Below are 21,874 nucleotides of genomic sequence, written 5' to 3'. Positions count from 1 at the left end.
GATCGCTGCCTTGGTGTTGGGGAGCGCTTCCAGTCGATCTGTTTCTGCGTGATAAATCACCAACTCATCTTTGGCGACATCAACACCCACGATCGGCTTTGCGACAGAAACCGGCATTGCCATTGAAAATCCTCCGGGCTAAGGTTTGAACACTTGAAGGGTTCACCCAGAGGCGCAGGCTTGTTCCTATCGTCGGTCTAGGCCAGATGCATTCTTTATCGGCGCTTGGGTGAAAGGAGGAGGGGTGAAATCTCCCACGGTCTGTACTGCGGCTAACAGTCAGAATCGAGCTTTGTCCCTCCTCCCCCCTTCAAGTCCTACCATACAAGCGAGCTTGCTCGCGATTGCGGTGTGCCAGCCAACACCGATGCTGCTGACCTGACGCCATCGCGAGCAAGCTCGCTCCCACAATGGGATCGGGTACAGCCGGAGGAGACAGGTCGGTTGTAAGGCCGCCTCGCTTTTGCTTTGCTTTTGATCTGGGCGCCCCGTTAACCACGCTGGCCGAACGCAGGCATTGCGCAGTGGGCACCTCGGCATGGATGCCGAGATAGCCGCGAATACAGCCAAAAAAATGCCCGCATCTCACGACACAGGCATTTTCCTTGGCGAACAGCGAACAGATTACCTGCCTCGCTACTTCACCACCTTGAGACTAGGCCGACCACTAGGCCGCGGCGGCTCGTCATCCGGTGGTGGCAGGTCATCATCCGGCTCGAACTCTTCTTCACCGTCCAGCGGCGCTTCCAGCTCAAACACCATGCCCTGGCCATTTTCCCGGGCATAAATCCCCAGAATCGCAGCAACAGGCACATACAGGGTGTGCGGCACACCACCGAAGCGCCCTTCAAAGCTGACGGCATCATTATCCATGTGCAGGTGACGCACAGCGGCTGGCGACACGTTAAGGACAATCTGCCCATCGTTGGCAAAACCCTGCGGCACCTGCACCGACGGAAACTCGGCATTGACGAGCATGTGCGGGGTGCAATCATTGTCCACAATCCACTCGTAGAGCGCGCGGACCAGATAAGGTCGACTGGAGTTCATAGCGGCTCCTTAAGCCTTAGCGCATGTCGCGTTCGACACCAGACAGACTCGCCTGGAATGCCTCACGCGCAAATTGGCGCTCCATATAATCAAGCAGCGGCTTGGCAGGCCGCGGCAGTTCGATACCCAGAATCGGCAAACGCCAGAGTATGGGCAATAGGCAGCAATCCACCAGACTTTGTTCCTCACTGAGGAAAAACGGCTTGTCGACGAACAGCGGCGATACGCCCGTCAGGCTTTCACGCAATTCCTTGCGCGCCACGACTCGCGCCGGCTCCTTGGTTCGGGAATCCAGGATCAGATCCACCAACCCGCACCAGTCACGCTGGATGCGATGGATCAGCAAACGGCTGTTGGCACGCGCCACAGGATAAACCGGCAGCAAGGGTGGATGCGGATAACGCTCATCCAGGTATTCCATCACCACGGTCGACTCCCACAACGCCAGGTCACGATCGACCAATGTGGGCAGGCTGCCGTAAGGGTTCACTTCGATCAGCTTCGGCGGCTGACGACCCGCTTCGACGTAAATGATCTCGGCGCTGACACCCTTCTCTGCCAGTACGATGCGTACCCGGTGGGAATAGTGGTCGGCGGGGTCGGAGTAACAGGCCAACCGATTGGTCACGCCCATGGCGATCCTCCTCGCTTGTTGAAATTATCGAAAAACGGAAAAACGAGCGCGCCCAGAGGGCGTCTCCCGTAACGCCTGGCGGGCCAGGCTCGTTACATGTCTAGAGACGCCCTTGGGCGCGCACGATTAACAGCAATGGCTTACAGCTTTATCAATGCACGTCTTTCCAGTATTCACGCTTGAGCAGGTAAGCGAATACGAAGAAGAACGCCAGGTACAGCAATACATAGGTACCGATGCGCTGATGCTCCAGCTTCACCGGGTTGGCCGAGTAGGCCAGGAAGGTCACCAGGTTCTTGACCTTCTCATCGAACTGCTCCGGGGTCAGGGTGCCGGTGTTCGGCAATACGGTCAGCTGGTCGCAGGCTTCATGGGTCAAAGCGGAGCCTGTCAGCGGATCGAATTGCTTTTTGCCGTCTTCAACGATCTGAACCTGTTTGCAGCCTACCACCTGGCGCCCTTGGAGGCCGACCAGAACGTTAGGCATCCCGACGTTCGGGAAGACCTTGTTGTTCACGCCCCAAGGACGTGCAGGGTCTTCGTAGAACGAGCGCAGGTAACCGTAAAGCCAGTCGGTGCCACGCACACGGGCCACCAGGGTCAGGTCCGGCGGCGCGGCGCCGAACCAGGTCTTGGCGTCCGCAGGCTGCATGCCGATGGTCATGTGATCACCCAGTTTGGCACCGGTGAACACAAGCTTCTCGAGCATCAGCTCATGGGGGATGCCCAGGTCATCGGCAACGCGTTCATAGCGCTGGAACTTGGCACTGTGGCAACCCATGCAGTAGTTGGCGAACGTACGTGCGCCGTCCTGCATGGCCGCTTTGTCGGAAACGTCGATGTCGACTTTTTCCAGCTCCGGACCACCGTGTTCAGCCGCGAAGGACAGTACAGGCATAGCAGCAAGAATCAGTACAGCAAATAGCTTTTTCATCAGCCAGTCACCCTTTCCGGAACCGGTTTGGTCTTCTCGAGCCTGGTGTAGAACGGCATCAGAATGAAGTAGGCGAAGTAAAGGAAGGTGCAAACCTGCGACAGCAGCGTGCGTTCCGGTGTCGGTGCCAGTACGCCCAGCACGCCCAGGATCACGAACGAGATGCAGAACACCACGAGCCAGATCTTGCTCAGCCAGCCTTTGTAGCGCATCGACTTGACGGGGCTGCGGTCCAGCCATGGCAGGACGAACAGCACGGCGATGGCCGCGCCCATGGCGATAACGCCCAACAGCTTGTCCGGGATCGCCCGCAGGATCGCGTAGAACGGCGTGAAGTACCAGACCGGGGCAATGTGCTCAGGGGTCTTGAACGCGTTCGCCTGCTCGAAGTTCGGCTTCTCGAGGAAGTAACCGCCCATTTCAGGGAAGAAGAACACGATGGAGCAGAAGATGAACAGGAAGACCACCACGCCGACGATGTCTTTCACGGTGTAGTACGGATGGAAGGCGATGCCATCCAGCGGTACGCCGTTCTCGTCCTTGTGTTTCTTGATGTCCACGCCATCCGGGTTGTTCGAGCCGACTTCGTGCAGCGCGAGGATGTGCAGCACCACCAGGCCGAGGATCACGATTGGCAGGGCGACCACGTGCAGGGCGAAGAAGCGGTTCAGGGTGATGCCCGAGATCAGGTAGTCACCACGGATCCACTGGGTCAGGTCGTCACCGATGACCGGGATCGCACCGAACAGCGAGATGATCACCTGGGCGCCCCAGTAGGACATCTGACCCCACGGCAGCAGGTAGCCCATGAAGGCCTCGGCCATCAGCGCCAGGTAGATCAGCATGCCGAAGACCCACACCAGTTCGCGAGGCTTCTGGTACGAACCGTAGAGCAGGCCACGGAACATGTGCAGGTAGACCACGATGAAGAACGCCGAAGCGCCGGTGGAGTGCAGCAGACGCAGGATCGAGCCGTACTCGACGTCGCGCATGATGTATTCGACGGAGGCAAACGCTTCTTCCGCCGACGGGGTGTAGCTCATGGTCAGCCAGACACCGGTGACGATCTGGTTGACCAGAACGAGCAATGCCAGGGAACCAAAGAAGTAGAAGAAGTTGAAGTTTTTCGGAGCGTAATATTTGCTGAGATGGTCTTCCCACATTTTGGTCGCGGGAAAGCGCGCATCAACCCAATCCATGAATTTGCTCATCACGCTTTCTCCGTATCGACGCCAACGACAATGATGTCATCGGTCTCATAGGAATGCGGGGGAACTGGCAGGTTCAGAGGTGCAGGCTGCGACTTGTAGACGCGACCGGCCAGGTCGTAGTGGGAGCCGTGGCAAGGGCAGAAATAACCACCGACCCAGTCCTTGCCCAGGTCGGCAGGCGCTACTTCGGGACGGAACGTTGGCGAGCAACCCAGGTGCGTACAGATCCCGATCAGCAGCAGGACCTCTGGCTTGATCGAACGCGTCTGCGGGTCGACATAAGTCGGTTGCGTGGAGTTCTTGGAGGACGGGTCGGACAACTGACCCTCGATCTTTTTCAGATTCCCCAGGATTTCCTCTGTACGGCGGACGATGAACACCGGCTGGCCGCGCCACTCAGCAATCATCTGCTGGCCTGGCTCGATCTTGCTGACATTCACTTTCACCGGTGCACCTGCGGCTTTCGCCTTGGCGCTGGGAAACCATGACCCCACGAACGGGACCGCAGCCCCCACCGCTCCTGCAGCACCCACCACGGATGTGGCTGCTACCAGGAAGCGACGCCGGCCTGCATTCACGCCGTCATTGCTCATTCAGTCCTCTCCCATCAGCTTTGTGGCCTGTTAGATCAGGCGTCTACTAAGTAAAAATCTGAACTTATAAAAATTTTGCCGAATGGTAATGAAAAGCCCCAATTCTGACAAGGTAATTACCAAGCGGCCAAACCGCCAGGCCTTGTAGTATAGGGGCTCTACGAATGTGGCAAGTTGTCACAGAGCAATTCTTTTGCCCATAAAAAAACGCCCAGCTCCGTGAGGAACTGGGCGCCTTTTGAAAGCGGAAGCGGAATTAACGCTTCGAGTACTGCGGACGCTTACGCGCTTTACGCAGACCGACTTTCTTACGTTCAACTTCGCGAGCATCGCGAGTTACGAAGCCGGCTTTGCGCAGAGCACCACGCAGAGTCTCGTCGTAATCCATCAGGGCGCGAGTGATGCCGTGGCGGATTGCGCCAGCTTGACCACTTACACCACCACCGATAACAGTGACGTAGATGTCGAATTTTTCGACGGTCTCGGTCAGTTCCAGCGGCTGACGAACTACCATGCGGGCAGTTTCGCGGCCGAAGAAGTTATCCAGGGAGCGGTTGTTGATGGAGATGTTACCAGTGCCCGGACGCAGGAAAACGCGTGCGGTTGCAGTCTTGCGACGGCCAGTGCCGTAATTTTGAGTCGCCGACATAATGAACTATTCCGTTAAAACTTCAGTTCTTGGGGCTGCTGAGCAGTATGAGGGTGAGCAGCGCCCGCATAAACCTTCAGCTTACGATACATGTCGCGACCCAGTGGGTTCTTAGGCAGCATGCCTTTAACCGCGGTCTCGATCACGCGCTCAGGGGCTTTGGCGATCAGCTTTTCAAAGTTGATCGACTTGATGCCGCCAGGAAAACCGGAGTGGGAGTAGTACATTTTGTCAGTGGTTTTAGCGCCAGTAACACGTACTTGCTCAGCGTTGATCACGACGATGTAGTCACCGGTGTCAACGTGAGGGGTGTACTCAGGCTTGTGCTTGCCACGCAGACGGCTCGCGATTTCGGTGGCCAGACGACCCAGGGTCTGACCAGCAGCGTCGACGACAAACCAGTCGCGCTTTACTGTTTCCGGTTTAGCAGTAAAAGTTTTCATTCTTTATAGCCTCAGGGGCCGCCCTGTAAATTAGACGGCGGATCTTACTGAATAGTGCGTACTTTGACAAGTCAAAGGCAGCCGGATACAGACGCTTTCGGGGGCTCGGGTCGGCGCGTCCGTTCAACGGCAAGATTCTTCGGCGGCGGCGCATCACTTCCACTGCAGAAAGAGGTGCGCAATTATGCAGATTGCGAAAAATATTTCAACCTGCTTTTATGATTGTTTTGCCCAAGGAGTTCCCGATGGACTATCGCCAGCTAGGCCGTACCGATCTGAACGTGAGTGCCCTGTGCCTCGGCACCATGACCTGGGGTGAGCAGAACAGCGAGGCCGAGGCCTTCGCCCAGATCGAACGCGCCAAGGGTGCCGGCATCAATTTCATGGACACCGCAGAGATGTACCCGGTGCCCCCCAAGGCCGAGACCTACGCCACCACCGAGCGCTACATCGGCAATTACTTCAAAAGCCGCGGCGACCGTGCCGACTGGATCCTGGCGAGCAAGATCGCCGGTCCCGGCAACACCATCGACTACATCCGCGACAAGCACCTCAAGCACAACCGCCAGCACATCGTCCAGGCCGTGGACGCCAGCCTCAAGCGCCTGCAGACCGACTGGATCGATCTTTACCAGCTGCACTGGCCGGAGCGCAGCACCAACTTCTTCGGTCAACTGGGCTACCAGCACAAGGCCGACGAAACGTTCACACCGCTGGAGGACACCCTCGAAGCCCTGGACGAGCAGGTCCGCGCCGGCAAGATCCGCCACATCGGCCTGTCCAACGAAACACCGTGGGGCACCATGAAGTTCCTGGCCCTGGCCGAAGCCCGTGGCTGGCCGCGGGCGGTGTCGATCCAGAACCCGTACAACCTGCTCAACCGCAGCTTCGAGGTCGGCCTGGCGGAAATCGCCATTCGCGAGCAATGCGGCCTGCTGGCTTATTCGCCCCTGGCGTTCGGCTTCCTGTCGGGCAAATACGAAGGTGGCGCGCGTCCACCTAAAGGCCGCCTGAGCCTCTATAGCCGCTTCAGCCGCTACTTCAACCCGCAATCGGAAGCGGCGTGCAGCCGTTATGTCGCATTGGCCCGCGAGCACGACCTGGACCCGGCACAGATGGCCCTGGCGTTCGTCACCCAACAGCCGTTCGTGACCAGCAACATCATTGGCGCCACCACACTGGAGCAACTGGACAGCAACATCGAAAGCTTCGACCTGAAGCTATCGGACGAAGTGCTGGCGGGGATCGAGGCGATTCACAAGGATCAACCGAATCCGGCGCCCTGATCCGCAGGCCTCATCGCGAGCAAGCTCGCTCCCACAGGGTTCCGTGCCGACCACAAAATCGTGGCCAGGCATAAATCAATGTGGGAGCGAGCTTGCTCGCGATGGCGGCCTCAGGCTCACAGCGAATTCAAAGCGACCGCGCAATGATCTCCTTCATGATCTCGTTAGTCCCGGCATAGATCCGCTGCACCCGCGCATCCGCCCATGCCCGGGCAATCGGGTATTCCCACATGAAGCCGTAGCCGCCATGCAACTGCACGCACTCGTCGAGCACCTTGCATTGCAGGTCGGTGCCCCAATACTTGGCCATCGCCGCCGTCGGCACGTCCAGCTTGCCTTGCAGGTGCAACTCCAGGCAGCGGTCGACGAAGACCCGGCCAATCTGGATTTCGGTAGCCATTTCCGCGAGTTTGAAACGGGTGTTCTGGAAGTCGGCGATGGTTTTACCGAACGCCTTGCGCTCGCGGGTGTAGTCCAAGGTCCATTGCAGCGCCGCCTCGGCCGAAGCTAGGCCGCCGATGGCGACGGTCAGGCGCTCCTGAGGGAGCTCTTGCATCAGGTAGGCAAAGCCCATTCCGGCCTGTCCGAGCAGGTTGTCCTTCGGCACGCGGACATCCTGGAAGAACAATTCCGACGTGTCCTGGGCCTTCATTCCGACTTTTTCCAGGCGCTTGCCCTTTTCGAAGCCCGGCGTGCCCGCTTCCACCAGGAACAGGCTGGTGCCCTTGGCGCCAGCCTTGGGATCGGTCTTGGCGACCACAATCACCAGGTCCGCCAGGAAACCATTGGTGATGAAGGTCTTGGAGCCGTTGATGACGTATTCGTCACCGTCCAGCACCGCCGTGGTCTTCACCCCCTGCAGGTCGGAACCGGCGCCTGGCTCGGTCATCGCGATGGCCGTGACCATTTCGCCGGACACCAGTTTCGGCAGGTACTTGTGTTTCAGCGCCTCACTGCCGTAATGCAGGATGTACGGCGCGACGATGTCGGAATGCAGCGAGAAACCGATCCCCGTCAGCCCCAGGCGACCGATCTCCTCGATCACCACCGTGCTGTAGAGGAAGTCCGCGTCCAATCCACCATAGGTTTCTGGAAGGTGCGAGCACAACATGCCCGCCTCCCCCGCCTTGTTCCAGAGCTGGCGATCGACATGCCCCTGTTTTTCCCACTGGCTGTGGTACGGCACGGCTTCTTTTTCGAGGAAGGTTCGTACGCTGTCACGAAACAATTCGTGCTCGGGACTGAACAGTGTTCTTGGGATCATGACTCACCTTTGGTTATTGTCGGACATGGTTATCCCACAGAGCCTAAGCCTGCGGTGTACGACAGGACACTGGACACATCCGACAAAAAATAAGACGATCCAGCCGTCTGGTGACCACTTCCCCCTATAAAAATAAAGATGAATTATGTCTATGCACGCCTCCACGCCCTTGCGGCGCGTCAGCATCCTGGCAATCGACCGGGTCTTCGCCTTCACCCTCATGCAAGCCAAGGATTTTTTCCACCTGGCCAGCCTGCGCTATGGCAAACAACTGGGCCACGGTCTGACGCCGGCGTTTGAAACCCGGCTGGTCAGCCCCGATGGCAAACCGGTGAACAGCTTCAGCGATGTGATCATGCCGGTGGACGGTGGCTTGGAAAACACCGACATCATCATCCTGCCGGCCTTCTGGGATGATTTCGCCAGCCTCTGCCAACGCTATCCCCAGATACTGCCCTGGCTGCGCGAACAACACGCTCGCGGCGCGGTACTCTGCGGCGAAGCCACCGGGGTGTTCTGGCTGGCCGAGGCCGGTCTGCTCGACGGCAAGGAAGCGACGACCTATTGGCGCTTCTTCAATGCCTTCAAGGAGCGCTTCCCCCAGGTGCACCTGAACCAGGACAAGCACCTGACCGACGCCGACAACCTGTTTTGCGCCGGCGGCGCGACCTCGGCCTGCGACCTCTATATTTACCTCATTGAACGCTTCTGCGGCGCCAACGTGGCCCAGGCCGTGGCACGGGACATCCTGTATGAAGTGCAACGCAGCTATTCGCCGGGACGGATCGGCTTTGGCGGGCAGAAGCTGCACCAGGACGTGATCATCCTGCAGATTCAGCAATGGCTCGAAGAGCACTTCGCCGATAAGTTCCGCTTCGAGGATGTTGCCCGGGAGCATGGCATGAGCATCCGCAATTTCATGCGCCGCTTCCAGACCGCCACCGGCGACAAGCCGCTGCATTACCTGCAACGACTGCGGATCGAAACCGCCAAGGGCCTGCTCTCCGGCAGCCGCAAGAGCATCAAGACCATCAGCTACGAAGTCGGCTACGACGATGCGAGCTTTTTCGCACGATTGTTCCGGCAACATACCGACCTGTCGCCGAACCAGTATCGGCAGCAGTTTCAGCAGGCGGCGTGAACCAGAGCTGAATGCAATCCTATGTGGGAGCGGGCTTGCTCGCGAAAGCGGTGGGTCAGCTTGCATTTATGCTGAACATGCCGCCCCCTTCGCGAGCAAGCCCGCTCCCACAGGGTCATGCAGTGAACTGCTAAATCTCGCACGCAAAAAAAGCCTGCAATCGCAGACCTTTTTCTGTTTTCAGAATCCCTACGGCTTATGCGCTCGCGAGAGGAACTCGTGGGATTGCATCTCCAGCAAACGACTCAAGGTCCGCTGGAATTCGAAGGTCAGGCGACCGCCGGTGTAGAGGTCCTTGAGTTCGACTTCGGCCGAAATGATCAGCTTCACGTTACGGTCGTAGAACTCATCGACCATGTTGATGAAGCGACGGGCGATGTCGTCGGTGGTGACGCTCATCTGCTCGACGCCGCTGAGCAACACGGCGTGGAAGATCTTGCCCAGTTCGATGTAGTCGTTCTGGCTGCGCGGGCCGTCGCACAGTTCGCGGAAGTCGAACCAGGCCACGTCGTCACAGGTGCGGATGGCGCGGATCTCGCGGTTTTCGATGATCAGCACATCGTTTTCCACCGCCTGGGTGCATTCCGGCGTCAGGGCGCGGAAGCTCTTGCGCAGGCTTTCTTCGGCGGCGGCATCCAACGGAAAGTGGAACAATTCCGCTTGCTCGAGGTGACGCAGGCGGTAGTCGACGCCGCTGTCGACGTTGACGATTTCAGTGTGTTCCTTGATCAGTGCGATGGCCGGCAGGAACCGCGCCCGCTGCAGGCCGTCCTTGTACAGGCCGTCCGGCACGATGTTCGAGGTGGCGACCAGGGTCACGCCATTCTTGAACAGCTCTTCCATCAAGGTGCCCAGGATCATGGCGTCGGTGATGTCGGAAACGAAGAACTCATCGAAGCAGATCACCCGGGTCTCGTCGGCAAAACGCCTGGCGATGATGGTCAGCGGGTTCTTCTCGCCCCCCAGGGTCTTCATTTCCTCGTGCACGCGCTTCATGAAGCGGTGGAAGTGCGTGCGTGTCTTTTCCTTGAACGGCAGCGCTTCGAAGAAGGTGTCCACCAGGTAGGTCTTGCCACGGCCAACGCCGCCCCAGAAATACAGGCCCTTGACCGGTGCCTGGTCTTTTTTGCCGAACAGTTTGCCCAACAGGCCCGGCTTGTTGTTCGAGGCCGCGACCAGGTCGTCGTACAGGCGCTGCAAATGCCGCACCGCCGTTTCCTGGGCTGCGTCGTGGAAGAACTCCGGGCGTTTCAGATCAGCTTGATATCGTTCTAGGGGCGTCATATTCGTTAGCAAGGCAACAAAAACGGGCCGTCACTGTAGCGATGGCACAGAGGAATGGCAATCGGCCCTTATTCGGGCCGATGGTCGGGTGATGCGCCGCGATCAGTCCTGGGCAGGCGTCAGGGCGACGCGCAGCGCATCGATGGCCGCATCCCGGGCGGCGCCGTCGGCGAAGGCCGGGCTGTTCGCCACGCACTCACCGTCGAGCCAGACGCTGAAACCCAGGTCGTCGCTGCGTACGTCCAAGGGTTGGCCGGCCTGCAATTGCTTGGTCACCTGCCCTGCGGTCTTGCCGTCGACAAAATTGTTCGAGAGCAACAGTTGCTCGCCATCGGCAGAAAGCAGGCGGAAACGGAAACTGCCGTCATCCTCGCGGAAGCTGACGAAACGTGCCGCCTTGGCCGCTTTCTTTTTGGCCTGGGTTGCGACCTGGACCTGACTGACGAACGAACGCAGGCCAACGGCCTCGCGCAGTTCGTTGAGGAACGGCGTTGCCACGGCCCGGGCCTTGCTCGCGCCCAGTTGCAGGATGTCTTCAAGGTCCGACGGCCGTTCGATGAACTGGTGATAACGCTCGCGCGCTTCACCCAGTTCATTGTCGAGCAACTGGAACAGGCGGTTCTTGGCTTCGCCCCAACCCAGGCCTTGCAGCAGTTCGCTGCGGAACTCAGCGGACTGGGCCGGGGTGGCGAAGGCCTGGAACAGGGTGAACAGGTGCGAATTGTCCGGATCCTTGGCTTCGCCCGGGGCACGGGAGTCGGTGACGATCCGCGAGATCGCGTCCTTCATGTCCTTGGCGCTGCTGAACAACGGGATGGTGTTGTCGTAGCTCTTGGACATCTTGCGGCCATCGAGGCCCGGCAGCGTGGCGACGCTTTCCTCGATCAGCGCCTCGGGCATGGTGAAGAACTCCTTGCCCTGGCCGAACAGATGATTGAAGCGCTGGCCGATGTCACGGGCCATTTCCACGTGCTGGATCTGGTCGCGACCGACCGGGACCTTGTGGGCGTTGAACATCAGGATGTCGGCGGCCATGAGGATCGGGTAGCTGTAGAGGCCCATGGTGACACCGGCATCCGGGTCTTCCCCGGCTTCGACATTCTTGTCCACCGAGGCCTTGTAGGCGTGGGCACGGTTGAGCAGGCCCTTGGCCGCGACGCAGGTCAGCAGCCAGGTCAGTTCCGGGATCTCGGGAATATCGGACTGGCGATAGAACGTCACGCGGTCCACGTCCAGGCCGCCGGCCAGCCAGGTGGCGGCGATCTCCAGGCGCGAACGCTGGATACGCAACGGGTCATCGCACTTGATCAGGGCGTGGTAGTCGGCCAGGAAGTAGAACGAATCGGCGTTGCTGTCGCGGCTGGCGAGAATCGCCGGACGGATGGCGCCGGCATAGTTGCCCAGGTGCGGGGTGCCGGTGGTGGTGATGCCGGTCAGGATACGGGTACGCGTCGTCATGGGTTATCGCTTGTCAGACTGCTGTCAATTCGAGAGGCGCGGCAGGATCAGATCCTTGAGATCGGTCAGCTTGCCATGAAAAAAGTGTCCGCATTCTGCCACTTTCAGCAGCTCATGGGGACGTTGGAGCGTGTCGGACCATTCGTAAACCAGCTGCGGATCGACCACTTCGTCGGTTTCCGGCTGGATCACGGTCAACTCGCCACCGGTCGGCAAGGGCGATCGCTCGTCCAGGCGCATCACCGCCGGGGCCACCATGAACAGGTGTTTGACCGCTTGCCCCTGGGCTTCCAGGCGCCCGCCCAGGCTGGCAGCGACAAAGCCACCGAAGGAAAAACCGAACAGGGTCAGGGGCAATTGCGGGTATTTTCCACGCAGCCATTGGGCGACAGCCTGGGCGTCATCCACTTCGCCGGTGCCCATGTCATGGGTGCCGGCGCTGGCACCCACGCCACGATAATTGAAACGCAACGTAACAAGCCCAGCATCACGGGCAGTGCGTTGCAGGGTCGAGACCACTTTGTTGAGCATGGTCCCGCCTTGCACCGGGTTCGGGTGGCAGATCAGCGCCAGGCCACGGGGGGCCTCGCTGTCCAGGTACAAGGCTTCCAGTTGGCCCACGGGGCCATCGATGACGACAGGGGTTTCGCGCATAAGCAAGGGAAAGAACTCCGTGACCCCGAATTGGGTCGACTCGTCTAGCTAAAGTCTGTGCCTGGCATGATTGCGATGTTCTTCGCGGTATACAGCGCAGGTCCGAGCCGTTAACGTAAAGCAAAGCCGTTTATAGAGGAAGGACTCGTGGAACACTCGCTCTTAGTTTGGTTGTTGCCGACTCTTGCCCTGGTTGCCGGTGTCGCCATTGGATTCCTGCTTGCCCGACTGCTGCCCAATGCGGTGCCCAACAGCACGCAACGTCAGCTGGACGACATTCAGGAACGTTTCGACAGTTATCAGAATGAAGTGGTCACCCACTTCAACAGCACCGCTTCTCTGGTGAAAAAACTCACCCAGAGCTACCAGGATGTCCAGGATCATTTGTCCGAGGGTGCCAATCGCCTGGCCCTGGACGAGCAGACTCGCCAGCGCCTGCTGGCCGCCCTGCAAGCCGATGCGGCACAGACGCCACGGGAACGCCTGACCCCACCAAAAGGGATCCAGGAACCGCCGCGGGACTACGCCCCCAAGGCCCCGAATTCGCCCGGCATGCTCGATGAGCATTACGGTTTGAAGAAGTAATTTGCGACCAACACCCAAAAGCCCGCCCGATCACATGATCGGGCGGGCTTTTTTTAGCCCAGGAAAATCCCCCTGTGGGAGCGAGCTTGCCCGCGATGACGGCAGCACATCCCACATCACCGGTTCAGACAGACCGCTATCGCGAGCAAGCTCGCTCCCACAGTTTTGACCGGGGCGTGCGCAAATGCTGCGTCCACCACAAATTCCCTGTGGGAGCGAGCTTGCTCGCGATGATGGCGGCACATCCCACGTCACCGGCTCAGGCAGACCGCTATCGCGAGCAGGCTCGCTCCCACAGTTTTGGCCGGGGCGTGCGCAAATGCTGCGTCCGCCTCCCACATTTAATGGGGCTTAGGCCAACACCTCGCCCGCCACCTGATCGATAGCCTTTTTGGTGATGTCGACGATCAGGTCCGCATCCCCGCGAGACAGGATCAGGGGTGGGGCAAAGCCCAGGATGTCGCCATGGGGCATGGCGCGGGCGATCATGCCGCGCTCCAGACAGGCGGCCGAGACCTTCGGGCCGACTTTGAGTGCCGGGTCGAACGCCGTACGCTGTTCACGGTCGGCCATGAACTCCACCGCCGCCAGCATGCCGTCGCCGCGCACCTCGCCCACCAGCGGATGCCCCTCAAGCGTTTCACGCAGGCGACGATTGAGGTAACCGCCAACGTCCTCGGCGTTGGCCGTAAGGTTTTCCCGTTCCAGGATGTCGAGGTTGGCTAACGCCGCGGCTGCGCAGATCGGGTGTCCGGAGTAGGTCCAGCCATGGCCCATGGCACCTTCGGCCTGGGAGGCTTTTTCAATCACGCTCCAGACCCTTTCCCCGATGATCACTGCCGACAACGGTGCATAGGCACTGGTCAGGCCTTTGGCGGTGGTGATCAGGTCCGGCTTCATGCCGTAGCGCTGGCTGCCCATCTTCGAACCCAGGCGGCCGAACGCGCAGACCACTTCATCGGCAATCAGCAGCACGTCGTATTTTTTCAGCACGGCCTGGATGGCATCCCAATAACCGACGGGAGGAACGATGATGCCCCCGGTGCCCATCAACGGCTCGCCGATGAACGCCGCCACGGTGTCCGGACCCTCGGCGAGGATCATTTTTTCCAGCTCGTCGGCGCAGTAACCCACGAACGCGGCCTCGTCCATGCCCGCCGGAGCCTTGCGATACCAGTGAGGACACACGGTGTGCTTGACCCCTTCCACCGGCAGGTCGAAATGTTGGTGGAAGGTCGCCAGGCCGGTCAGGCTGCCGGTCATGATGCCCGAGCCATGGTAACCACGGTCCCGTGAGATGATTTTTTTCTTCAGCGGCCGGCCCAGTACGTTGTTGTAGTAGCGCACCAGCTTGACCTGGGTCTCGTTGGCATCGGAGCCGGACAAACCGTAATAGACCTTCTTCATCCCTTCCGGCGCCCAGTCCATGATGCGGCTGGACAACTCGATGATCGCCTCGCTCGAGTGGCCGACGTAGGTGTGGTAGTAGGCCAGTTCCTTGGCCTGCTTGTAGATGGCGTCGGCCACTTCGGTGCGCCCGTAACCGATGTTCACGCAATAGAGGCCGGCAAAGGCGTCGATGAATTCACGGCCTTCATGGTCGCGAATGCGAACGCCTGACGCACTCTTGATGATCCGCCCCTTGAGCGCGCCGCTGGCGTGGTCGTGAGCGTGAGTCGAGGGGTGCATGAAATGCGCACGGTCTTGTTCGAACAGCGTGTTGAGTTCTTGGCTCATGCGGACTCTCCTGGGAACTGGCCTTGATGGTGCAGGCAAAAATATTTGGTTTCGACAAAGGGCTCGAAGCCCTCGCTGCCACCCTCGCGGCCGAGGCCCGAGGCTTTCATGCCACCGAAGGGAATCGGGTGGCCGGTGAACTTGACGCCGTTGACCGCGACCATGGCGTGGTCGAGACGGCGGATCAGCGGATAGATGACGTCCAGGCGGTTGGAACAAATATAGGCCGCCAGCCCATACTCGGTGCCGTTGGCCATTTCAATGGCTTCGTCCAGGGTGTCGAACGGCATCACCCCGGCAATGGGCGCGAAGTTTTCTTCACGGTAGATGCGCATCTGCGGCGTGACATCGGCCAGCACGGTCGGTTGGTAGAACAACCCGCCCAAGGCATGGGCCTCGCCCCCCACCAGACGCTGAGCACCCAGGGCCAGGGCATCGGCGACACGGTCGACGGTCGCATCGAGCGCCGCCTGGTGCATCAACGGCCCGACATCCACGTCCTGCTCCTGTTGATCGACCATGGCCGGCCCGACGCGCAAGGCGCGCACTGCGGCGGCGAAACGATTGAGAAACGCCGGGTACAGCGGGCGCTGCACCATGATCCGGTTGGCCGCGCAGCAGTCCTGTCCCGAGGTCTGGAACTTCGCCTCCACGGCGACTTTCACCGCCAAGGCCAGGTCGGCATCGGCGCAGACAATGAACGGCGCGTTGCCGCCCAGTTCCAGCGCGACTTTCTTCACGTCATGGGCCGCCGCCTGCAGCACCAGCTTGCCGACCCGGGTCGAGCCCGTGAAGCTCACCGAGCGTACGCGACGGTCCTTGACCAGGGTTTCCATGGCCATGTGCGGCTCACCCAACACCACGTTGAAGGCCCCGGCGGGAAAGCCGGCTTCCTCGGCCAGTTGCGCCAGGGCCAACGCTGAGTAAGGCGTTTCGTGGGCCGGCTTGATCACCACCGTGCAACCGGCGGCCAGAGCGGCGGCAGCCTTGCGGGTAATCATCGCCGAAGGGAAATTCCACGGCGTGAGCAGCGCGCACACGCCCACCGGCTCCTTGATCGTACCCAGGTGCGCATTCGGGATATGGCTGGGGATGTTCTGACCGTACAGGCGCCGGGCCTCTTCGGCGAACCATGGGATGAAGCTGGCAGCATAGGCGATTTCGCCACGGGACTCGGCCAGCGGCTTGCCCTGCTCCAGGCTGAGGATGCGCGCGAGGTCTTCGCTGTGTTCGCCGATCAACGCCGCCCAGCGCCGCAGGATCGCGCCGCGAGTTTCCAGGCTCTGTTCGCGCCACGCCGGGAATGCGCGATGCGCCGCGTCCACCGCCGCGACGATCTGTGGCTGATCGAGCATCGGCACATGGCCGATGACGGTGCGGGTGGCCGGGTTGTGGACGGCCACGCTGTGGCCACTGTCGCTGTGGACCCAATGGCCATCGATGTAGCAGAGCGCTTTGAACAGCAGCGGGTGTTGGTAAGGCATGACGTTCACTCCAGAGCGTGTGCGTGAATCCATGCTAGGGCAGCGGTGCTTGGGTTATCCGCTGTTTGAGCGGGGTCGGACCTTGGCTTTTTTCTGGAAACGACCTGCGCAGAAGTGTTTTCTGTGGTGCTCAGGAGGATGGCGCCAGCTCCGCCGGCAAGGCGCCGGCGGTCTTGATGGTCTTGGTGACGATGTAGGTAAAATAGCGTTCGATGCCCAGGTCCTCCAGCAGCAGTTGGTCGACGAAGCGTTGGTAGGCATCGACGTCCGGTGCCTGGATCATCGCCAGGTAATCGACCCCGCCGCCGGTGGCGTAACAGAATGCGACTTCGGGCGCGGCGATCATGCGTTGTTCGAAACGGCGCATGTCCTGGGCGGTGTGCCGGGCCAGGGTGATTTCCACCAGCACCTGCTGACGCTTGAACACCGCGCCCCAATCGATCTGCGCTCGATAGCCGACGATCAGGCCCGCCGCCTCCAGCTTGCGCACCCGCTCCCAGGCCGGCGTCACCGACAGGTTGATGGCCTCGGCCAGGCTCGACTTGGTGATGCGCCCATCCTCGGCGAGGATCTGCAGGATCTTGAGGTCGTAGCGATCGAGCTTGTGCATGGGCCGGGGCTCTCCAGTCATTCCAGACATCACATCGATTACTGTGGCGAGGGAGCTTGCTCCCGCTGGGGCGCGCAGCGGCCCCGGTCTCGGTTCCGTCTGCCCCATGCCGAAAAGCGACGGCTGCTTCGCAGCCGAGCGGGAGCAAGCTCCCTCGCCACAAGGTGGTGTGTCAGTTGAGGTGTATCAAGCCAACACATCCGCAATCACCGCCAGCGTATCGCCACACTGCACCAATCCGGGAAAGTGTCGGGCCGCCAGCAGGCCGCTGCGGGCGGCGCGGTATTCGACCGGGGCGACGCCGCTACGGGTGGTGTCGTAGATCCGTGCCACCACCTCGCCATGGGTCACGTGCTCCCCCAGGTCGCGGCACATTTCCAGCAAACCGTCGTGCTCGCTGGCAATGAAACAACTGGCGTCCGGCATGTCGAGCACCAACGACGGCTGCAACTCGATCGTGCCCCGCAGGATGCCTGCGTGGATCAGCAGGTTGCGTACCCCACGCTCGGCAATCGCCACGCTGCGGGCGGTCGACGAACCGCCGCCGCCCAGCTCGGTGGTGACGAACACCTTGCCCTGGAATTCGGCCGCCGTGTCGTACATCGCCCCGGCGTCCAGCTCCAGCATGCGCATGCAATACGGCGCGTTGAACGCCAGCATCCCGGCCTCGCAGCGCGCCTGTTGCTGTTTGTCCGGCAACACGTGGCAGGCGGCGAACGGCAGGAAATCCAGGGTCCGGCCACCGGAATGAATGTCGAGGACAATGTCGGCCAAGGGCAACAATGTGCGATTGAAATAGTCGGCGATTTTCTCGGTGACGGTGCCGTCCGGCCTGCCGGGAAAACTGCGGTTCAGGTTACCCTTGTCGATGGGCGACGTCCGGCGCCCGGCATGGAACGCCGGGGTGTTCATGAACGGCACGATGATCACCCGCCCACTGACTTCGTCGGCGGTCAGTTGCTGGGCCAGTTTGCTCAGGGCCACTGGGCCTTCGTATTCATCGCCATGGTTGCCACCGCTGAGCAGCGCCGTCGGACCGCTACCGCGCTGGATGACCGTGATGGGAATCATCACCGCGCCCCAGGCCGAATCGTCCCGCGAATACGGCAGTTTGAGAAAGCCGTGCTGCACGCCCTCGCGGCTGAAGTCGACCGTGGCGCTGATGGGATTGTTGGGCACGTCAGGCATGGGTCAATCCTTCACGAACAGTTGACGAGGCACGTTGCACAGCGTCTCGACGCCGGTCTCGGTGATCAGGATGCTTTCGGTGATTTCCAGGCCCCAATCGTCCATCCACAGCCCCGGCATGAAGTGGAAGGTCATGCCCGGCTGCAACACGCTGTTGTCGCCGGGGCGCAGGCTCATGGTGCGCTCGCCCCAATCCGGCGGATAACTGATCCCGATGGGGTAGCCGCAACGGCTGTCCTTGTGAATGCCGAATTTCTCCAGCACCTTGAAAAACGCCACGGCAATGTCGCCCGTGGTGTTGCCCGGCTTGGCCGCATCCAGGCCGGCGGCGATGCCTTCGACCACGGCTTTTTCGCCGTCGAGGAAATGTTGCGGTGGCTTGCCCAGGTAAATGGTGCGCGAGAGCGGGCAGTGGTAACGCTTGTAGCAACCGGCGATTTCAAAGAAGGTGCCGGCGCCCTGTTCGAACGGCGAATCGTCCCAGGTCAGGTGGGGCGCGCTGGCATCGGCGCCGGTGGGCAGCAGTGGCACGATGGCCGGGTAGTCACCGCCATGGCCATCGACGCCAAGGATGCCGCTGCTGTAGATCTCGGCCACCAGTTCGTTCTTGCGCATGCCCGGTTCGATCCGTTCCAGGATCCGGCTGTGCATGTTTTCGACGATGCGCGCGGCAATGCGCATGTAGGCGATTTCCTGGGGCGACTTGACCGCTCGCTGCCAGTTCACCAGGCCCACCGCATCCACCAGTTTCGCCTGGGGCAAATGCTTTTGCAGCGACAGGTACGCCGCGGCGCTGAAGTAATAGTTGTCCATTTCCACGCCGATGCTCAGCGCGCCCCAGCCACGGGCGATGATCACTTCCCGGGACAGGTAGTCCATGGTATGGCGCTCGCGGGACTGCACGTAGATGTCCGGGTAGCCGACGATGTTCTCGGCCTGCATGAACACCGTGCGCTTGGCACCGTTGGCATCCTGGCCGCGCCCGAACCACACAGGCTCGCCCTCCAGCGCCACCAGCACGCACTGGTGCACATAGAACGACCAGCCGTCATAGCCGGTGAGCCAGGCCATGTTCGACGGGTCGGTCACCACCAGCAGCTCCAGACCCTGGGCCTGCATGGCCGCACGAACCTTCGCCAGGCGTTGACTGTATTCCTCCCGCTGGAACGGAAGATTGACGACGATCTCTGACATCCACCTGCCCTCTGTTCAATGACTCATGAGAAAAATGCTCTAGCGGCCGAACGCAAAGCCCTTGCCCGCCGCCCGTGCCCGCTCGAACGCCAGGCTGGCGATGGCGGTGTCCTGGGCACCGGTGCCGGTGAGATCGCACAGGGTGACCTGCGCCTCGTCGGTACGCCCGGCCCGCTGCCCCGCCAGCACCTGGCCCAGCTCCCGCAACGCGACCTCATCGCCAACGGTGCCGGCCGCCAGGGCGTGGTGCAGTTCGCCGAGCACGCGGGTCTGGCTCAGGCGGTCGGCGACATAGCAGTCGACGGTCGCCAGGGCTTGCGGGGAAATTTCGTTCTTGTGTTCCGCGTCCGAGCCCATCGCCGTGATGTGCAGGCCGGGGTGCAGATGGCGAGCCTGGATCAACGGCTCACGACTGGGGGTGCAGGTGATGGCGATGTCCACACCTTCCACGGCATCGTCAATGGAAGCGCATGGCGTGACGGCCAGTGCGCTGTCACGCGCCAGCGCCTGACTGAACTCCTCGGCCTTTTGCGCATCCCGCGCCCACACCCGCACCTCGTCGATGGGCCGCACCAGGCGCAGCGCCTGAAGCTGCAGAGCCGCCTGTTCGCCAGCACCGATCAGCGCGACGCTGCGGCTTTGCTCACGGGACAGGCACCGCGCTGCCACCGCCCCGGCCGCCGCGGTGCGCACGGCGGTGAGGTAGCCGTTGTCCAGCAGTAGGGCTTCCAGCAGGCCGGTGCGTGCCGAGAGCAGCATCATCATGCCGTTGAGGCTGGGCAGGCCGAGCTTGGGGTTATCGAAAAAGCCCGGGCTGACCTTGATGGCGAAGCGTTCCAGGCCCGGCAGGTACGCGGTCTTCACATCCACTTCACCGTTGTGCTCGGGAATGTCCAAGCGCAGGATCGGCGGCATCGCCACGGCGGCGGTGGCCAACAGCACGAAGGCCTGCTCAATGGCGTCGATGCTGGCCAGGTCGAGGGCCACGCAGCTGCGCAGGTCGGCTTCGCTCAATAGGGTGACTTCACTCATGACAGGCTCCGTTAACGGGTTATCAAGCGTTGGCGCCGGCGATCACGCGGGCATGTTGTTCGGTGTCGACACTGCGCCCGCTGACCACCAGGACGATGGGGCCGCGCGGCTCGACCAAGCCTTCGAGCAACGCCGCGATGCCCACCACCGCAGCGCCTTCGAGCACCAGGCGTTCGTGGTGATAAGCGTGGCGGATGGCATTGGCGATGGAGGCTTCCGAAAGCAGGTGCAGGTCATTGCGCAGCTGCCGGGTCATGGCGAAGGTGTAGCGGTTGTCCAGGCCGATGCCGCCACCGAGGGAGTCGGCCAGCGTCGGCAGTTCTTCGACGTCCACGGGCTGCCCGGCGGCGAGGCTGGCGTGCATCGCCGCGCCTCGGGCCATGCTGATGCCGTGGACCTGGATCGCTGGGTTGGCACTCTTGAGCGCCAGGGCCACGCCGGCGAACAAGCCGCCACCGGACAGCGGCACCAGCACTTGGGACACCTCCGGCTGCTGCTCGAGGATCTCCAGACCGAGGGTGCCCTGGCCGGCGATGATCGCCGGGTGATCGAAGGGTGGCAGGAAGGTCGCGCCCTGCTCCCGGGCGATGCGTTCGGCTTCACGCTGGGCATCGTCCTGGGACTGGCCGACGATGCACACCTGGGCACCCAAATCGCGAATCGCCTGCACCTTGTTGGCCGGTACCCGGTTCGACAGGCAGACAATCGCCTTGACGCCCTGCTGCGAGGCGGCAAAGGCGAGCGCCCGACCATGATTGCCGGTCGAAGCCGTGACCACGCCCCGGGCCTTCTGCTCGGGACTGAGCTGCGCCACGGCATTGCTCGCCCCGCGCAGCTTGAAGCTGCCGGTGATTTGCAGGGCTTCGAGCTTGAGGTACACCGCCACGCCCATCAACCGCGACAGACTCGGGGAATGCTCCATGGGCGTACGCCGCACCAGCGACTCGATGCGCTGGCGAGCGAGGTAGATATCCTGAAGCTGCAACCCTGTCATGACTGCGTCCCGAACGGATGTGTTGGGCGCAGTCTAAGAGGGCTGGATTGGGGTGATGAATGTACTAGGGCAATTTAATGACTTTGCTTGAACAGTAGAGCCAATCCCCTGTGGGAGATTCTATGGTGCAGGGCTACCCCCTAAATGCCTTTCGGTAAATATTCGCTCTGATTCTTCAGCAGGGCGAATACCACTCGGGCAAGCTTGCGGGCCAGTGCTACTAATGCTTCGGTTGTGCTGAGTCCCCGGGCCCTTAGTGCCTCATAAAAACCCTTCCATGCCGCTGTGCGCCTCGCCGACATCGCGGCGTTATGCATCAATCGACGGGCCTCTGGGTCACCTCGCTTAGACAGGCAGCGGCGTCCCTTCTTTTTCCCTGAGTCCGATATACGCAGGTCTAGCCCCAGAAAAGCGATGAAGGCATCGGCATTTCTGAAATCCCCACGCTG

Annotated in this window: 22 protein-coding genes and 1 pseudogene; 3 read left to right on the top strand and 20 right to left on the bottom strand. The window is 61.1% G+C overall.

Annotated features, from left to right (window positions below; all coding sequences use genetic code 11):
* The 8 genes and pseudogenes from BLO80_RS30425 to rplM all read right to left on the bottom strand — a co-directional run.
* Positions 1 to 123 (bottom strand): annotated as a pseudogene (locus tag BLO80_RS30425) (IS110 family transposase); the annotation flags it as partial.
* 513 nt (positions 124 to 636) lie between these two features.
* Complete coding sequence (locus tag BLO80_RS28450; RefSeq protein ID WP_053124982.1) at positions 637 to 1,050, bottom strand: ClpXP protease specificity-enhancing factor; 414 nt, start codon at positions 1,048 to 1,050, stop codon at positions 637 to 639.
* A 16-nt stretch (positions 1,051 to 1,066) separates the two neighbouring features.
* The gene (locus BLO80_RS28445) at positions 1,067 to 1,684 is read right to left on the bottom strand and encodes a glutathione S-transferase N-terminal domain-containing protein (RefSeq protein WP_003178195.1); all 618 of its coding nucleotides are present in this window, start codon (positions 1,682 to 1,684) and stop codon (positions 1,067 to 1,069) included.
* Between the two features lie 151 nt (positions 1,685 to 1,835).
* Positions 1,836 to 2,618: a cytochrome c1 gene (locus BLO80_RS28440; RefSeq protein ID WP_092334220.1), complete on the bottom strand. Its 783-nt coding sequence runs from the start codon at positions 2,616 to 2,618 to the stop codon at positions 1,836 to 1,838.
* The gene (locus BLO80_RS28435) at positions 2,618 to 3,829 is read right to left on the bottom strand and encodes a cytochrome b (protein WP_092204149.1); all 1,212 of its coding nucleotides are present in this window, start codon (positions 3,827 to 3,829) and stop codon (positions 2,618 to 2,620) included. The genes BLO80_RS28440 and BLO80_RS28435 overlap by 1 nt, the downstream gene beginning before the upstream one ends.
* The gene (petA, locus tag BLO80_RS28430; protein WP_060740746.1) at positions 3,829 to 4,422 is read right to left on the bottom strand and encodes a ubiquinol-cytochrome c reductase iron-sulfur subunit; all 594 of its coding nucleotides are present in this window, start codon (positions 4,420 to 4,422) and stop codon (positions 3,829 to 3,831) included. Before petA ends, BLO80_RS28435 begins: the two co-directional genes overlap by 1 nt.
* A gap of 256 nt (positions 4,423 to 4,678) precedes the next feature.
* Positions 4,679 to 5,071 (bottom strand): 30S ribosomal protein S9, encoded by a 393-nt coding sequence (gene rpsI, locus BLO80_RS28425; protein ID WP_003205364.1) that lies wholly within the window; start codon positions 5,069 to 5,071, stop codon positions 4,679 to 4,681.
* Between the two features lie 14 nt (positions 5,072 to 5,085).
* Positions 5,086 to 5,514 carry a 50S ribosomal protein L13 gene (gene rplM, locus BLO80_RS28420; protein ID WP_003205365.1) on the bottom strand — a complete coding sequence of 143 codons (429 nt, stop codon included), beginning with the start codon at positions 5,512 to 5,514 and terminating at the stop codon, positions 5,086 to 5,088.
* A 245-nt stretch (positions 5,515 to 5,759) separates the two neighbouring features.
* On the opposite strand from rplM, the gene BLO80_RS28415 reads away from it, so the two are divergent.
* Positions 5,760 to 6,800: an NADP(H)-dependent aldo-keto reductase gene (locus BLO80_RS28415; protein ID WP_092334218.1), complete on the top strand. Its 1,041-nt coding sequence runs from the start codon at positions 5,760 to 5,762 to the stop codon at positions 6,798 to 6,800.
* 127 nt (positions 6,801 to 6,927) lie between these two features.
* Here the strand turns inward: BLO80_RS28415 and BLO80_RS28410 are convergent, their stop codons facing one another.
* Positions 6,928 to 8,064, bottom strand: coding sequence for an acyl-CoA dehydrogenase family protein (locus BLO80_RS28410; protein WP_092166184.1), 1,137 nt, complete (start codon positions 8,062 to 8,064; stop codon positions 6,928 to 6,930).
* 244 nt (positions 8,065 to 8,308) lie between these two features.
* Between BLO80_RS28410 and BLO80_RS28405 the strand changes: the two genes are divergently transcribed.
* A complete protein-coding gene (locus tag BLO80_RS28405; protein WP_170842279.1) occupies positions 8,309 to 9,205 on the top strand; it encodes a GlxA family transcriptional regulator in 897 nt (298 codons plus the stop codon).
* A gap of 189 nt (positions 9,206 to 9,394) precedes the next feature.
* Here BLO80_RS28405 and zapE read toward each other — a convergent pair whose 3' ends face one another.
* From zapE to BLO80_RS28390, 3 genes are all read right to left on the bottom strand, one after another.
* Positions 9,395 to 10,489, bottom strand: a complete 1,095-nt coding sequence (zapE, locus tag BLO80_RS28400; protein ID WP_092334216.1) for a cell division protein ZapE — start codon at positions 10,487 to 10,489, stop codon at positions 9,395 to 9,397.
* Between the two features lie 102 nt (positions 10,490 to 10,591).
* Entirely contained in the window at positions 10,592 to 11,947 is a 1,356-nt protein-coding gene (locus tag BLO80_RS28395) for a tryptophan--tRNA ligase (protein WP_092334214.1), read from the bottom strand.
* A 24-nt stretch (positions 11,948 to 11,971) separates the two neighbouring features.
* The gene (locus BLO80_RS28390; RefSeq protein ID WP_092334212.1) at positions 11,972 to 12,601 is read right to left on the bottom strand and encodes an alpha/beta hydrolase; all 630 of its coding nucleotides are present in this window, start codon (positions 12,599 to 12,601) and stop codon (positions 11,972 to 11,974) included.
* A 147-nt stretch (positions 12,602 to 12,748) separates the two neighbouring features.
* Between BLO80_RS28390 and BLO80_RS28385 the strand changes: the two genes are divergently transcribed.
* Positions 12,749 to 13,186: a Z-ring associated ZapG family protein gene (locus tag BLO80_RS28385; protein WP_003205372.1), complete on the top strand. Its 438-nt coding sequence runs from the start codon at positions 12,749 to 12,751 to the stop codon at positions 13,184 to 13,186.
* A gap of 351 nt (positions 13,187 to 13,537) precedes the next feature.
* On the opposite strand, the gene BLO80_RS28380 is transcribed toward BLO80_RS28385, so the two are convergent.
* From BLO80_RS28380 to BLO80_RS28345, 8 genes are all read right to left on the bottom strand, one after another.
* Positions 13,538 to 14,923: an aspartate aminotransferase family protein gene (locus tag BLO80_RS28380; RefSeq protein ID WP_092334210.1), complete on the bottom strand. Its 1,386-nt coding sequence runs from the start codon at positions 14,921 to 14,923 to the stop codon at positions 13,538 to 13,540.
* Entirely contained in the window at positions 14,920 to 16,407 is a 1,488-nt protein-coding gene (locus tag BLO80_RS28375) for an NAD-dependent succinate-semialdehyde dehydrogenase (RefSeq protein ID WP_092334208.1), read from the bottom strand. Before BLO80_RS28375 ends, BLO80_RS28380 begins: the two co-directional genes overlap by 4 nt.
* A 130-nt stretch (positions 16,408 to 16,537) precedes the next feature.
* Positions 16,538 to 17,017, bottom strand: coding sequence for an Lrp/AsnC family transcriptional regulator (locus BLO80_RS28370; protein ID WP_092334206.1), 480 nt, complete (start codon positions 17,015 to 17,017; stop codon positions 16,538 to 16,540).
* Between the two features lie 186 nt (positions 17,018 to 17,203).
* Entirely contained in the window at positions 17,204 to 18,205 is a 1,002-nt protein-coding gene (gene doeB, locus BLO80_RS28365; RefSeq protein ID WP_092334204.1) for a N(2)-acetyl-L-2,4-diaminobutanoate deacetylase DoeB, read from the bottom strand.
* A gap of 3 nt (positions 18,206 to 18,208) precedes the next feature.
* Positions 18,209 to 19,399, bottom strand: a complete 1,191-nt coding sequence (gene doeA, locus BLO80_RS28360; RefSeq protein WP_092334202.1) for an ectoine hydrolase DoeA — start codon at positions 19,397 to 19,399, stop codon at positions 18,209 to 18,211.
* A gap of 39 nt (positions 19,400 to 19,438) precedes the next feature.
* Positions 19,439 to 20,431, bottom strand: coding sequence for a cyclodeaminase (locus BLO80_RS28355; protein WP_092334200.1), 993 nt, complete (start codon positions 20,429 to 20,431; stop codon positions 19,439 to 19,441).
* A gap of 22 nt (positions 20,432 to 20,453) precedes the next feature.
* Positions 20,454 to 21,425: a hydroxyectoine utilization dehydratase EutB gene (gene eutB, locus BLO80_RS28350; RefSeq protein WP_092334198.1), complete on the bottom strand. Its 972-nt coding sequence runs from the start codon at positions 21,423 to 21,425 to the stop codon at positions 20,454 to 20,456.
* Positions 21,426 to 21,565: 140 nt separating this feature from the next.
* A partial coding sequence (locus tag BLO80_RS28345) for a transposase (RefSeq protein WP_139197139.1) occupies positions 21,566 to 21,874 on the bottom strand: 309 nt, incomplete at its 5' end.

This window comes from Pseudomonas sp. NFACC56-3, from assembly GCF_900100025.1.
In the GTDB taxonomy this organism is placed as follows: Bacteria; Pseudomonadota; Gammaproteobacteria; order Pseudomonadales; family Pseudomonadaceae; genus Aquipseudomonas; species Aquipseudomonas fluorescens_AA.
Note: the sequence above shows the minus strand (reverse complement) of the source record. Positions and strands in the feature narration are given on the sequence as shown.

What these genes read in the sequence shown, in the direction of transcription:
- BLO80_RS28450 (WP_053124982.1), bottom strand. Translation starts at nt 1,050, where the DNA reads ATGAACTCCAGTCGACCTTATCTGGTCCGCGCGCTCTACGAGTGGATT.
- BLO80_RS28445 (WP_003178195.1), bottom strand. Translation starts at nt 1,684, where the DNA reads ATGGGCGTGACCAATCGGTTGGCCTGTTACTCCGACCCCGCCGACCAC.
- BLO80_RS28440 (WP_092334220.1), bottom strand. Translation starts at nt 2,618, where the DNA reads ATGAAAAAGCTATTTGCTGTACTGATTCTTGCTGCTATGCCTGTACTG.
- BLO80_RS28435 (WP_092204149.1), bottom strand. Translation starts at nt 3,829, where the DNA reads ATGAGCAAATTCATGGATTGGGTTGATGCGCGCTTTCCCGCGACCAAA.
- petA (WP_060740746.1), bottom strand. Translation starts at nt 4,422, where the DNA reads ATGAGCAATGACGGCGTGAATGCAGGCCGGCGTCGCTTCCTGGTAGCA.
- rpsI (WP_003205364.1), bottom strand. Translation starts at nt 5,071, where the DNA reads ATGTCGGCGACTCAAAATTACGGCACTGGCCGTCGCAAGACTGCAACC.
- rplM (WP_003205365.1), bottom strand. Translation starts at nt 5,514, where the DNA reads ATGAAAACTTTTACTGCTAAACCGGAAACAGTAAAGCGCGACTGGTTT.
- BLO80_RS28415 (WP_092334218.1), top strand. Translation starts at nt 5,760, where the DNA reads ATGGACTATCGCCAGCTAGGCCGTACCGATCTGAACGTGAGTGCCCTG.
- BLO80_RS28410 (WP_092166184.1), bottom strand. Translation starts at nt 8,064, where the DNA reads ATGATCCCAAGAACACTGTTCAGTCCCGAGCACGAATTGTTTCGTGAC.
- zapE (WP_092334216.1), bottom strand. Translation starts at nt 10,489, where the DNA reads ATGACGCCCCTAGAACGATATCAAGCTGATCTGAAACGCCCGGAGTTC.
- BLO80_RS28395 (WP_092334214.1), bottom strand. Translation starts at nt 11,947, where the DNA reads ATGACGACGCGTACCCGTATCCTGACCGGCATCACCACCACCGGCACC.
- BLO80_RS28390 (WP_092334212.1), bottom strand. Translation starts at nt 12,601, where the DNA reads ATGCGCGAAACCCCTGTCGTCATCGATGGCCCCGTGGGCCAACTGGAA.
- BLO80_RS28380 (WP_092334210.1), bottom strand. Translation starts at nt 14,923, where the DNA reads ATGAGCCAAGAACTCAACACGCTGTTCGAACAAGACCGTGCGCATTTC.
- BLO80_RS28375 (WP_092334208.1), bottom strand. Translation starts at nt 16,407, where the DNA reads ATGCCTTACCAACACCCGCTGCTGTTCAAAGCGCTCTGCTACATCGAT.
- BLO80_RS28370 (WP_092334206.1), bottom strand. Translation starts at nt 17,017, where the DNA reads ATGCACAAGCTCGATCGCTACGACCTCAAGATCCTGCAGATCCTCGCC.
- doeB (WP_092334204.1), bottom strand. Translation starts at nt 18,205, where the DNA reads ATGCCTGACGTGCCCAACAATCCCATCAGCGCCACGGTCGACTTCAGC.
- doeA (WP_092334202.1), bottom strand. Translation starts at nt 19,399, where the DNA reads ATGTCAGAGATCGTCGTCAATCTTCCGTTCCAGCGGGAGGAATACAGT.
- BLO80_RS28355 (WP_092334200.1), bottom strand. Translation starts at nt 20,431, where the DNA reads ATGAGTGAAGTCACCCTATTGAGCGAAGCCGACCTGCGCAGCTGCGTG.
- eutB (WP_092334198.1), bottom strand. Translation starts at nt 21,425, where the DNA reads ATGACAGGGTTGCAGCTTCAGGATATCTACCTCGCTCGCCAGCGCATC.